The sequence below is a fragment of the Mesorhizobium sp. M4A.F.Ca.ET.050.02.1.1 genome (assembly GCF_003997725.1).
Classification (GTDB): domain Bacteria; phylum Pseudomonadota; class Alphaproteobacteria; order Rhizobiales; family Rhizobiaceae; genus Mesorhizobium.
On record NZ_RZSG01000111.1, the window covers coordinates 1 to 11,849 of the forward strand.

Here is an 11,849-nt window from a genome sequence, read left to right on the forward strand (position 1 = left end):
GCGCATGTTCGCCTTGATGAAGGCCGTTGGATCGGGGCGCGTGGCCGCCATCTCCCCGCCGGCAGGATGATCGTTCAAGCTCGTGCCTAGCCGCGCAGCGCCCGCCGCAGGATCTTGCCCACCGGCGTCTTCGGCAGCTCCGTGCGGAACTCGATATATTTGGGCCGCTTGTAGCCGGTAAGGTTTTCGCGGCAGTAGGCGGTCAGCGTCTCGATCGTCAGCGCGGGATCCTTCCGGACCACGAACAGCTTCGGCACTTCGCCGGAATGCTCGTCCGGCACGCCGATCGCCGCCACTTCGAGCACGCCGGGATGCTGGGCCACGACCTCCTCCAACTCGTTCGGATAGACGTTGAAGCCGGAGACCAGGATCATGTCCTTCTTGCGGTCGACGATCTTGGTGTAGCCGCGCTCGTCCGTGAAGCCCATGTCGCCGGACTTGAAGAAGCCGTCCTTGGTCATCACCTTGGCGGTCTCGTCCGGCCGGTTCCAGTAGCCCGCCATCACCTGCGGCCCGCGGATGCAGATCTCGCCGACTTCGCCGAGCGGCACATTGTTGCCGTCGTCGTCGCGGATGGCGATCTCGGTCGACGGCAGCGGCAGGCCGATCGTGCCGGTGAAGTCGCCGCCGCTGAACTTGTTGGCGGTCGCCACCGGCGAGGTTTCCGAAAGCCCGTAGCCTTCGGTGACGGGACAGCCGGTCAGCGCCTTCCAGCGCTCGGCCACACCCTTCTGCACCGCCATGCCGCCGCCCAGCGTCAGGATCAGCGGCTTGAAGTCGAGCTTGCGGAAATCCTCATTGTTGAGCAGCGCGTTGAACAGCGTGTTGAGGCCCGGGAAGATGTGGACCGGGTATTTCTCCAGCTCCTTGACGAAGCCTGGAATGTCGCGCGGATTGGGGATGAGCACATTCTGCGCGCCCTGCTGCATGCCCATCAGCGCATTCACCGTCAGCGCGAAGATATGGTAGAGCGGCAGCGCGCAGATGAAGTTGGGGTGTGCCGGCTTCGGCTTCACCGCATAGGCGTCCTGCAGCCAGAGCGCGTTCTGCGCGACATTGGCAAGCACATTGGAATGCAAGAGGATCGCGCCCTTCGAGACCCCGGTAGTGCCGCCGGTATATTGCAGGAAGGCGATGTCGTCGGCGCTGACGCTGGCGGGCTTGAAGGCGAGGCCGGCGCCGGCCTTCAGGGCGGCGTTGAACTTGACGTGGCCCGGCAGCGACCAGGCCGGCACCAGCTTCTTCACCCGACGCACGACGAAGTTGACGAGCGTCCCCTTGAGGCCGCCAAGCATGTCGCCCATCGCGGCGACCACGACGTGCTTGACCGAGGTGTTGGATATCACCGCCTGCAGCGTGTTGGCGAAATTCTCGAGAATGACGATCGCCTGTGCGCCGGAATCCTTGAGCTGGTGCTCCAGTTCGCGCGGCGTGTAAAGCGGGTTGACGTTGACCACGGTGAAGCCGGCGCGAAGCACCGCCATCATCGCCACCGGGTATTGCAGCACGTTGGGCATCATCAGCGCCACGCGCGCCCCCTTCTGCAGGCCCTTCGACTGCAGATAGGCGCCGAAGGCGGCCGACTGCCGCTCGAGCTCGGCATAGGTGATGGCCTTGCCCATGCAGACGAAGGCCGGCTGGCCGGCAAACTGCTTGCAGGCGCCGACCAGGAAGTCGCCGATCGAGCCGTAGGGCAGGGGGCCGATTTCGGCCGGCATGTTCTTTGAATAGCTTGCCAGCCACGGCTTTTCCGGCAGCCCGGCGGCAAGCTCCGTCAGCGCCTTAGGCAACCTCTTGGCCGGCGCCGGCTTCGCTGCCGGCGCTGGCGAGATCGCTTTTGTCGGAGCTGCCTTCGCGGCCGGCTTTGCGGCAGCGGGCTTTGTTGCAGCGGACTTGGCGGCAGCCGGCTTGGCCGCTGCTCGAGCTTTCGTCGCGGCAGGCTTGGCGGCCTTTCCGGCGCCAGCCTTAGCCTGTGGTTTTGCGGTGTCCTTCACAGGGGCGGCTGCCTTCGAAGCGGCCTTCGTCTTGGCCGGAGCCGTCGTCTTTGCTGCCTTCGCCACCCTGTCCCTCCCGTCGTCGTTCACTCGTGCCGCGCCGCCTCTGAATGACAGGAGCGTCCTCCGCCGCAATGGTTGCGGATTCCTCAGGAAATCCAGCGTGCCGTCTATGTATTGCGACTATCCTCGGCCATGCAAGTCTTGCCCTTGCGGCAGAACGGGAAAGATTTGCCGTCGAAATCCTTTTCTTCTCCGCTACCCGTAACGCATCTTCCTGAGCAGCGCCCATGCGAAGGAAGGCCGCGCCGCGTCGATTTCGCGAGAGCGCCGATCAATAAAAAAATGCGGTCGTTAACATTATCGTGAGCGGAAAAATCTGCTAATTTTTTCTGCCATTTTAGGAGATTGCGGATTCTTTTCCTGCTTCCCGTGGGGTACGCAAACGGGGTGTTCCAAAGCCAGAAAAACGGTGCTTATATGCGCGCTTCGCGAGCCTGCTAGAGGGGCTTGGCAGAACATCAGGGAGTGCTCAATGAAAAAGAAACTGACTTTTGCAGCCGCGTTGCTGGCTGCAAGCGTCCTCGGTGGCGTGGCCAACGCCAAGACGCTGGTCTATTGCTCGGAAGCATCGCCGGCCAATTTCGACCCGGGTACGACGACGGGCGGTAACGATTTCGACGCCTCTTCGCGCACCGTCTATTCGCGCCTTGTCGAATTCAAGCATGGCGGTACCGAGATCGAGCCCGGCCTCGCCGACAAGTGGGAAATCTCGGACGACGGCCTGGTCTATACTTTCCACCTGCATCCGGGCGTGAAGTTCCAGACCACCGACTATTTCAAGCCGACCCGCGATCTCAATGCCGATGACGTCGTCTTCTCCTTCGACCGTCAGTTCAACAAGGAAAATCCCTGGAACGGCGAGAAGTACCTGCCGAACCTGACCTGGGATTACTACACCGGCATGGACATGCCGAAATACGTCGCCAAGTGGGAAAAGGTCGATGATCTGACCGTCAAGCTGACGCTGACCGAGCCGAACGCGCCGATGCTGGCCAACCTCGGCATGGACTTCGCCTCGATCGTGTCGAAGGAATACGCCGATCAGCTCGCGAAGGACGGCAAAATGGCCGACTTCTCGACCAAGCCGATCGGCACCGGGCCGTTCCAGTTCGTCGACTACCAGCTGGATTCGGTCATCCGCTACGCGGCCAACCCCGACTATTTCAAGGGCAAGGAAAAGATCGACGATCTCGTCTTCGCCATCACGCCCGACGCCACCGCGCGCATCCAGAAGGTGCTGGCCGGCGAATGCGACGTCGCGCCCTATCCGAACCCCGCCGACATTGGCACGATCAAGGCCAACCAGGACGTCAACCTGCTCGACCAGGCCGGACTGAACATCGGCTACATGAGCTACAACACGACGATCCCGCCGCTGGACAAGCCCGAGGTTCGGCACGCGCTGAACCAGGCGATCGACCGGGAGGCGCTGATCAAGTCGCTGTTCCAGGATGCCGGCGCCACGCCGGCCCAGAACCTGATCCCGCCGACCATGTGGTCGTGGAACAAGGACGTGAAGTTCGATTCCTATGATCCGGAAGCGGCCAAGAAGGTGCTCGCCGACGCCGGGCTGAAGGAAATCCAGCTCTGGGCGTCCGACCGCGTTCGTCCGTACAACCCGAACTTCCAGCGCGCCGCCGAACTGATCCAGGCCGACTGGGCCAAGGTCGGCGTTAAGGCCGAGATCGTCAACTACGAGTGGACGAAGTATCGCGAGGAAGGCAAGAAGAAGGAGCGCCCCGGCGCCTTCCAGATCGGCTGGACTGGTGACAATGGCGATCCGGACAACTTCTTCGCCACCCTCTTCGCCTGCTCGGCAATCGGCGTCTCGAACTACTCGAGCTGGTGCGACAAGGACTTCGAGGACCTGATCCAGAAGGCCAAGAAGACCAGCGACCAGGCCGAGCGCACCAAGCTCTACGAGCAGGCCCAGGTTGTCTTCCAGAAGCAGGCCCCGGCCTTCCTCCTGGCCCACAGCCAGGTCTATGCGGTTGTGCGCAAGAATGTCAGCGGCTTCATGATGGACCCGCTAGGCATCCACCGCTTCGACGGCACCGACAAGGCCGAATAGAACTCTAGAGCGGGCGGCGCCGTACGGCGCCGCCCCTTTTTCAAGATGCTCCGATATCTTCTCAACAAAATCGCGCTTCTGATCCCGACGCTGGTCGGCATCACCATCTGTGCCTTCGCCTTCGTCAGGCTGCTGCCCGGCGACCCCATCCTCGCCATGGCCGGCGAGCATGGCGTGACGCCGGCGCGCTACGAAGAGCTCAAGGAACAGTTCGGCTACAATCTGCCGATCTGGCAGCAATATGCGCGCTACGTCGGCGAGGTCGCCACCGGCGATTTCGGTGTTTCCATCTCCTCCAAGCGGCCGGTTATCGAGGAGTTCAAGACGCTCTTCCCGGCGACGCTGGAGCTCTCCTTCTTCGCCATGATCTTCGCCATGGTGCTCGGCATCCCGGCCGGCATCTTCGCAGCGGTCAAGCGTGGCTCGTGGTTCGACCAGTCGCTGATGGGCACAGCCCTTGTCGGCTATTCGATGCCGATCTTCTGGTGGGGCCTGCTGCTGATCATCTTCTTCTCCGGCTATCTCGGCTGGACGCCGGTCTCCGGCCGCATGGGCCTGCAGTTCTTCTTCAAGCCGATCACCGGGTTCATGACCATCGACAGCATCCTCTACGGCAAATGGGATGCCTTCCGCTCGGCACTCAGTCACCTCGTGCTGCCGGCGATCGTGCTCGGCACCATCCCGCTGGCGGTGGTCGCCCGCCAGACGCGCTCGGCCATGCTCGAGGTGCTGGGCGAGGACTATGTCCGCACCGCGCGCGCCAAGGGCCTGTCGTCGGCGCGGGTTATCGGCGTGCATGCCTTGCGCAACGCGCTGATACCGGTGGTCACCACCATCGGCCTGCAGGTCGGCACGCTGCTTGCCGGCGCCATCCTCACCGAGACCATCTTCGCCTGGCCGGGCATCGGCAAGTGGATGGTCGATTCGATCTTCAAGCGCGACTATGTCGTCGTGCAGTCAGGCTTGCTTTTGATCGCCCTCATCGTCATGGCCGTGAACCTGATCGTCGACGTGCTCTATGCCGTCATCAACCCGCGCATCAGGGCTGCATGAATGAGCCAGTCGACCGAAATCGCCCCGATGGCCAGCGGCAGTCCGGACCGCCTCACCGGCTTCAGGACTTTCTGGCACTATTTCTCGGTGAACCGCGGCGCCGTCATCGGCCTGTTCGTCTTCATCCTTTTGGTTCTGGCGGCGCTCTTCGCGCCGCTGCTCGCGCCCTATGCGCCCGACGTTCAGGACAAGACCGCGTTTCTGAGGCCTCCGGCGTGGCAGAACGGCGGCAGTGCTCAGTATCTGCTCGGCACTGATGCGGTCGGACGCGACATCCTCTCGCGCCTGCTCTACGGCGCGCGCTTCTCGCTGCTCATCGGCGCGGTGGTGGTGACTTTGGCGCTCACCGGCGGCATCACGCTCGGCCTGCTGGCCGGCTATTTCCGTGGCTGGGTCGACGTTGCGATCATGCGCGTCATGGATCTGATCCTGGCCTTCCCGTCGCTGCTGCTCGCGCTGGTGCTGGTCACCATCCTCGGCCCCGGCCTGTTCAATGCGATGCTGGCGATCTCGCTCGTGCTGCAACCGCATTTCGCCCGCCTGGTGCGCGCCGCGGTGATGGCCGAGAAGAGCCGCGAATACGTCGTGGCCGCCAAGGTTGCCGGCGCCGGGCATCTCCGCCTGATGCTCGCCACCATCCTGCCGAACTGCCTGGCGCCGCTGATCGTCCAGGGCACGCTGTCGTTCTCCAACGCCATCCTGGAAGCCGCCGCCCTCGGCTTCCTCGGCCTCGGCGCCCAGCCGCCGACGCCCGAATGGGGCACCATGCTCGCCTCGGCGCGCGAGTTCATCCTGCGCGCCTGGTGGGTGGTGACGTTCCCCGGTCTTGCCATCCTGATCACAGTGCTTGCCATCAACCTGATCGGTGACGGCCTGCGCGACGCGCTCGATCCGAAGCTCAGGAGGTCGTGATGGCGCTGCTCGACATCCAGAATCTCGTCGTCGAGTTCCAGACCGCATCCGGTCCGTTCCGCGCCGTCGACGGCGTCTCGCTCCATGTCGATGAGCGCGAGGTGCTCGCCATCGTCGGCGAATCCGGCTCCGGCAAATCGGTGTCGATGCTGGCGGTGATGGGGCTGCTTCCCTGGACGGCCACGGTCACCGCGGATCGCATGAGTTTTGCCGGCCGTGACCTCCTGAAGCTGAGTTCCGCCGAGCGGCGCAAGATCGTCGGCAAGGATATGTCGATGATCTTCCAGGAGCCGATGGCCAGCCTCAATCCCTGCTTCACCATCGGTTTCCAGATCGAGGAAGTGCTGCGCTTCCATATGGGCATGGACCGGGCCCAGCGCCGGGCGCGCGCCATCGAGCTCCTGAAGCAGGTCGGCATTCCCGAGCCGGCGGAGCGGCTGAACTCCTTCCCGCACCAGATGTCGGGCGGCCAGTGCCAGCGCGTCATGATCGCGATTGCCATTGCCTGCAATCCGAAGCTCTTGATCGCCGACGAGCCGACCACGGCGCTCGACGTCACCATCCAGAAGCAGATCCTCGACCTGCTGGTCTCGCTGCAGGCCAAATACGGCATGGGCCTGATCATGATCACCCACAATATGGGCGTGGTGGCCGAGACCGCCGACCGCGTCATTGTCCAGTACAAGGGCCGCAAGATGGAAGAGGCCGACGTGCTGTCGCTGTTCGAGAGCCCGAAGAGCAACTACACGCGCGCGCTGCTCTCTGCGCTGCCGGAGAACGCCGTCGGCGACCGCTTGCCGACCGTCTCCGACATGCTGTTCGAACCGGCGCCCCAGGGGGCAAGTACCGGAGCCGCCTCATGAGCACCAGGGTCGTCGAAGGCAAGAACATCGTGCGCGACTACCATGTCGGTGGCGGCCTGTTCCGCGGCGCGCGCACGGTGCATGCGGTCAAGGGCGTCTCCTTCAGCGTCGACAAGGGCAAGACGCTTGCCATCGTCGGCGAAAGCGGCTGCGGCAAGTCCACGCTCGCCCGCATCATCACGCTGATCGATCCGGCGACGTCGGGCGAATTGTTCATCGACGGCAACAAGGTCGACATTGCCAGGGACGGTTTGTCGAAGGAGATGCGCCGCAAGGTGCAGATCGTCTTCCAGAACCCCTATGGCTCGCTCAACCCACGCCAGAAGATCGGCGACGTGCTCGGCGAGCCGCTGCTGATCAACACCGACAAGCCGGCCGAGGAACGCCGCGACCTTGCCATGAAGATGCTGAAGAAGGTCGGCCTCGGACCTGAGCACTACAACCGCTATCCGCACATGTTCTCCGGCGGCCAGCGCCAGCGCATCGCCATTGCCCGCGCGCTGATGCTGAATCCCAGCCTGCTGGTGCTGGACGAGCCGGTCTCGGCGCTCGACCTTTCTGTGCAGGCGCAGGTGCTCAATTTGCTGGCCGACCTGCAGGATGAGTTCCAATTGACCTATGTCTTCATCAGCCACGATCTCTCGGTGGTGCGCTACATCGCCGACGACGTCATGGTGATGTATTTCGGCGAGGCGGTCGAATACGGCCCGCGCGACGAGGTCTTTGCAGACCCCAAGCACAGCTACACCAAGACGCTGTTCGCCGCGACGCCGCGCGCCGATGTCAGTTCGATCAAGGCAAGGCTGGCCAAGAAGAAGGCGGCCTGACTCCAAGCGCCGTGGCCAAGCCGATCATGACAGCTTGGCTACGATCGCGCGCAGCGCTTCGCCGAAACGATGCACTTCTTCCACCGTGTTGTAGTGCACCAGCGAGGCGCGGACGGCGCCGCTGTCCATCGACAGGTTGAGCCGGCTCATCAGCCGTGGCGCGTACATATGGCCGTCGCGGATGCCGATCTGCATCACCGCCATCTCCTCGACGATCCTCTGCGGTGACAGCTTGCCGATGTTGAAGCAGAAGGTCGGCACGCGCTCATGGATGCGGGCTTCGTCGGCCACGCCGTAGATCGTGGCGCCGCAGTCCTTCAGTACCTTCAGCATCTCGCGCGCCAGCGTCAACTCATAGTCACGGATGGCGTTCATGCCGGCGACGATGTTGTCGCGGCGCGAGCGGTTGTTCTCGGCGAGGAAATTGCGGCCGACCGATTCCAGATAGCGCACGGCCGCGTCCATGCCGGAGACATTCTCGTAGATGAAGGTACCGGCCTCGACCTTGTAGGGGGGCTCATCGGGGATGAAATCCTCGCGGAAGGTCGGCAGCCGCTTCAGCGTTTCGAAGCGGCCCCAGAGAAAACCCATATGCGGCGAGAAATTCTTGTAACCGGAGCAGACGAGGTAGTCGCAGTCCCAAGCCTGCACGTCGATCAGGCCATGCGGACCGTAATGCACGCAGTCGAGGAACACTTCCGCGCCGGCGGCATGCGCGATCTTGGCCACCGAGGCGACGTCGACGATCGAGCCGATCGAATGCGCCGTCACCGTGCAGGCGACGAGCCGGGTGCGGTCCGAGACCAGCGGCTTGAGATCGTCGACATGCAGATTGCCGTCCTCGCGCATGCGCCACCATTTGAACTTCGCGCCGGCCTGCTCCAGCGCCAGCCAGGTGGCGATATTGGCGTCGTGGTCCATGTCGGTGATGACGATCTCGTCCCGCTTCGCGAGCATCTGGCCGATGCCGAGGCTGACCAGGCGGATGAACGAGGTGGCGTTCATGCCGAAGCAGATTTCCGACGGGCTGTAGGCGTTGATCAAAAGCGCCACGCTCTCGCGCGCCTCGGCGACCGACTGGTCGACGGTGACGCTGCGGCCGTAGCGGCCGCCGCGCTGGACATTGTGTCCGACCAGATGGTTGGTCACCGCGTCGAGCACGCTTTGCGGGATCTGCGCGCCGGCGGCATTGTCCATGAAGATGAAGTCGCCGGCCTGTCGCAAGGCGGGGAACATCGCGCGGATCTTCTCGACCGGGAACGAAACAGCGCCGTCCTGCGCCTTCGAGATATGGTGTTGGTTCACGGACGTCTCCTTCAGTTCATCGATGTCGTTCGAGGTGGGATCAGTGCGCGCTGGACTGGGCCTTGCCACGCTCTTCGAGGTAGCCGACCAGCCGCACCAGCGGCCACAGGAAGGCGAGATATATGATTGCGGCGCCGATCAGCGGCGTCGGATTGGCCATCAGCGCCTGCGCGTCGGTCGCCTGCTTCAGAAGGTCGGGCATCGCCACCACCGAGGCCAGCGCGGTGTCCTTGAACACCGAGACGCAGTTGCTGGTCAGCGGCGGGATGACGACACGGATCGCCTGCGGCAGGATCACCTTGCGCATGGCGACCCAGAACGGCAGGCCGAGCGCTGCGGCAGCCTCGAACTGGCCCTTGGGGATGTTCTCGATGCCGGCGCGGCAGACTTCCGCCGTGAAGGCGGCAAGCACCAATGACAACGCAAGGGCCGCCGAAACGAAGGACGACAGGCGGATGCCGACGAAGGGCAGGGCGTAGTAGATCAGGATCAGCACCACCAGGATCGGGAGCGCGCGGAAGATGTCGATGTAGAGGATGGCCAGCCGCCTTAGCGGCTTCGGCGCATAGAGCCGCATTAGGCAGATCGCCAGCCCGGCGATGGTGCCGAAGACGATTGCGGCGCAGCCGAGCAGGATAGTGTTGCCGAGCCCGCGGATCAGGATCGGAAACGATCGGACGAGGATGCTCCAGTTGAAGAAGGTGTCGATCAGTTCCATCGGCGTCACCGTCAAGGCAATGCCAAGCCCGCGCTTTCGCGGGCCTGGACGGATGGGAATCGGAGAGCGCCGGCCTTGTCACCGACACTCTCGCGAACGGCTATAATTAGCCGGCTTATTGCGGGATTGGCCCCGGCGCCACCGTGCTGGTGCCGGCTTCCGGATCGACGCCGAACCACTTTTTGTGGATCGCGGCCATGGTGCCGTCCTTCTTCATCGCGGTGATCGCGTCGTTGACCTTTTCGAGCAGGGGGTGGCCCTTCTTGGTCATCATCGCAAAGCGCTCGCCGGTCGGGATGCGCACCAGGATCTTCAGCGCTGGCATCTGCTTGATTGCGAACAGGAAGCCGGCGAGCTCGCCGGCGCCGCCGTCGATGCGGCCGTTCTGCACGTCAAGCAGCAGATCCTGCTGGGCGTTGTAGCTCTTGGTTTCGGCAACGCCGAGCTTGGCGGCGTTTTCCTTCATGTAGGCTTCGCCGGTCGAGCCGGCGATGACGCCGATGGTCTTGCCCTTGAGGTCGTCGAGTGTCTTGATGGTCGAATCCGCCTTGCCGACGATGGTGCCGTCGCTGTCGTAGTAGGCCTGGGTGAAGCCCTGGTTCTGCAGGCGCTCCTTGGTGATCGAGATCGACGACACGGCGAAGTCGATGCGGCCGGAAGCTGTCGCCGCGAACAGCGCCTGGAAGCCGAGATCCTGGAACTCGACCTCGGCGCCGATGCGCTTGGCGACGTCGTTGGCGACATCGATCTCAAAACCCTCGAAGCCGCCGGAATCGGTCTTGTATTCCCATGGCGGGTTGGCGGGGTAGGCGCCGACCATGATCTTGTCGGCGAAGGCGGGTGTGGCGAAGGCGATGCCGGCTGCGATGACCACGCCAATCAGTCCTAGACGTTTGAGCATGTTGCTTCCCTCTGGTTCGGCCACTTCGCGTGGCGCATTTCCTGATCCGCCCCTTCCAGCATCCAGCTCCCGGACGCCGCAGGCGAGGCGGCGCCTGAAATCAGGATGCGCGGCGCTGGCGTGAGCCGATCAGGTCTTGCAGCCGCGCAATCAGCGCCCCGACGGCCTCGTCCGCCGTGACCATGCCGGGCGACAGCCTGAGCGTCGTGCCGCGGGCGTCGCAATAGAGCCGCTCATCGCGCAGTGTCGCGACGAGCTTCGCCGCCTCGACGCCTTGCGGCAGGCCGATCATCACGCTGCCGCCGCGCGCATTGGCATCCAGCGGTGAACGGATCGCCCAGCCATTGTCCAGCGCTGCGCCGATGATGCGCCCGGTAATCACCGCATTGCGCGCGCGTATGGCATCGATGCCGGTGTCCTCGACCCATTGCAGGCCGGGCAGCGAGGCGACGCTGGCCAGGATCGCCGGCGTGCCGTGGTCGAAGCGGCGCGCGTCGCTTGCGTAGCTGAAAGCGTCGAGATCCCAGGAGAACGGATTCGGCTGGCTGAACCAGCCGCGCAGCTCCGGCCGGCATGTCGAAAGAAGGTCGGGAGCGACTTGCAAAATGCCGGCGCCGGAAGAGCCGCACAGCCACTTAAGCGATGTCGAGACGACGAAATCGACCGGCGTCTCTGCCACCGAGAAGGGCACCACGCCGACCCCTTGCGTGATGTCGACCCCGACGATGCTGCCCATCGCCTGGCCATGCGCCGCGAGCTTCGCCACATCGCAGCGGTGCGAGGCCGTCGAGGTCACGAAGGTGATGAGCGCCAGCCCGACATCTTCCTGCCAGCGGGCGACGAAATCCTCGTCGCGAACCCAGCTTTCGCCAGGCCTGAGCGGCACGGTGTCGAGCGTGAAATTGAAACGTTGGGCCAAGCCTGCCAGCAGGAAATGCAGGCTCGGAAAACAGTCGGCGGCAACCAGCACGCGCTTTCCCGCCAGACGCTCGGAGGGCAGGGCGCCGATCAGGCTGTAGAGCGCCGAGGTGACGTTCTCGGCGGTGGTCAGCGTGCCCTGCGGTGCGTCGATCAGCCTGATCCAGGTGTCGATGAAGCGTTGCCGCGCGGCAAGCGCGGCAACGCTTCATCGACACCTGGAT

10 protein-coding genes are annotated in these 11,849 nt (G+C 63.9%); 5 read left to right on the forward strand and 5 right to left on the reverse strand.

The features are described from left to right. Positions 1-86: 86 nt before the first annotated feature. Positions 87-2,060, reverse strand: coding sequence for a long-chain fatty acid--CoA ligase (locus EOA33_RS10775; protein WP_127405610.1), 1,974 nt, complete (start codon positions 2,058-2,060; stop codon positions 87-89). A gap of 469 nt (positions 2,061-2,529) precedes the next feature. Between EOA33_RS10775 and EOA33_RS10780 the strand changes: the two genes are divergently transcribed. From EOA33_RS10780 to EOA33_RS10800, 5 genes are read left to right on the forward strand one after another with little or no spacing between them, the layout of a single operon-like run. Then, positions 2,530-4,128 carry an ABC transporter substrate-binding protein gene (locus EOA33_RS10780; RefSeq protein WP_126056744.1) on the forward strand — a complete coding sequence of 533 codons (1,599 nt, stop codon included), beginning with the start codon at positions 2,530-2,532 and terminating at the stop codon, positions 4,126-4,128. Between the two features lie 45 nt (positions 4,129-4,173). After that, a complete protein-coding gene (locus EOA33_RS10785) occupies positions 4,174-5,181 on the forward strand; it encodes an ABC transporter permease subunit (protein ID WP_127405611.1) in 1,008 nt (335 codons plus the stop codon). Positions 5,182-5,208: 27 nt separating this feature from the next. Continuing rightward, positions 5,209-6,093 carry an ABC transporter permease subunit gene (locus EOA33_RS10790; RefSeq protein WP_245455737.1) on the forward strand — a complete coding sequence of 295 codons (885 nt, stop codon included), beginning with the start codon at positions 5,209-5,211 and terminating at the stop codon, positions 6,091-6,093. Then, a complete protein-coding gene (locus EOA33_RS10795; protein ID WP_126056741.1) occupies positions 6,093-6,956 on the forward strand; it encodes an ABC transporter ATP-binding protein in 864 nt (287 codons plus the stop codon). The genes EOA33_RS10790 and EOA33_RS10795 overlap by 1 nt, the downstream gene beginning before the upstream one ends. Beyond that, positions 6,953-7,783 (forward strand): dipeptide ABC transporter ATP-binding protein, encoded by an 831-nt coding sequence (locus EOA33_RS10800; RefSeq protein WP_126056740.1) that lies wholly within the window; start codon positions 6,953-6,955, stop codon positions 7,781-7,783. The genes EOA33_RS10795 and EOA33_RS10800 overlap by 4 nt, the downstream gene beginning before the upstream one ends. Positions 7,784-7,807: 24 nt before the next feature. Here EOA33_RS10800 and EOA33_RS10805 read toward each other — a convergent pair whose 3' ends face one another. The 4 genes from EOA33_RS10805 to EOA33_RS10820 all read right to left on the reverse strand — a co-directional run bounded on the left by EOA33_RS10805 (position 7,808) and on the right by EOA33_RS10820 (position 11,800). Continuing rightward, positions 7,808-9,088: a cysteine desulfurase-like protein gene (locus tag EOA33_RS10805; protein WP_281033516.1), complete on the reverse strand. Its 1,281-nt coding sequence runs from the start codon at positions 9,086-9,088 to the stop codon at positions 7,808-7,810. A 40-nt stretch (positions 9,089-9,128) separates the two neighbouring features. Next, entirely contained in the window at positions 9,129-9,806 is a 678-nt protein-coding gene (locus EOA33_RS10810) for an amino acid ABC transporter permease (protein WP_127405612.1), read from the reverse strand. A gap of 115 nt (positions 9,807-9,921) precedes the next feature. Further along, positions 9,922-10,707 carry an ABC transporter substrate-binding protein gene (locus EOA33_RS10815; protein ID WP_127405613.1) on the reverse strand — a complete coding sequence of 262 codons (786 nt, stop codon included), beginning with the start codon at positions 10,705-10,707 and terminating at the stop codon, positions 9,922-9,924. Positions 10,708-10,807: 100 nt separating this feature from the next. Continuing rightward, positions 10,808-11,800 (reverse strand): aminotransferase class V-fold PLP-dependent enzyme, encoded by a 993-nt coding sequence (locus EOA33_RS10820; RefSeq protein WP_348628229.1) that lies wholly within the window; start codon positions 11,798-11,800, stop codon positions 10,808-10,810. Between the last annotated feature and the right edge of the window lie 49 nt (positions 11,801-11,849).

Bases quoted from the DNA above. Each gene is read 5' to 3' on its own strand.
- EOA33_RS10785 (WP_127405611.1), top strand. From the start codon at position 4,174: ATGCTCCGATATCTTCTCAACAAAATCGCGCTTCTGATCCCGACGCTG.
- EOA33_RS10780 (WP_126056744.1), top strand. From the start codon at position 2,530: ATGAAAAAGAAACTGACTTTTGCAGCCGCGTTGCTGGCTGCAAGCGTC.
- EOA33_RS10790 (WP_245455737.1), top strand. From the start codon at position 5,209: ATGGCCAGCGGCAGTCCGGACCGCCTCACCGGCTTCAGGACTTTCTGG.
- EOA33_RS10800 (WP_126056740.1), top strand. From the start codon at position 6,953: ATGAGCACCAGGGTCGTCGAAGGCAAGAACATCGTGCGCGACTACCAT.
- EOA33_RS10815 (WP_127405613.1), bottom strand. From the start codon at position 10,707: ATGCTCAAACGTCTAGGACTGATTGGCGTGGTCATCGCAGCCGGCATC.
- EOA33_RS10810 (WP_127405612.1), bottom strand. From the start codon at position 9,806: ATGGAACTGATCGACACCTTCTTCAACTGGAGCATCCTCGTCCGATCG.
- EOA33_RS10795 (WP_126056741.1), top strand. From the start codon at position 6,093: ATGGCGCTGCTCGACATCCAGAATCTCGTCGTCGAGTTCCAGACCGCA.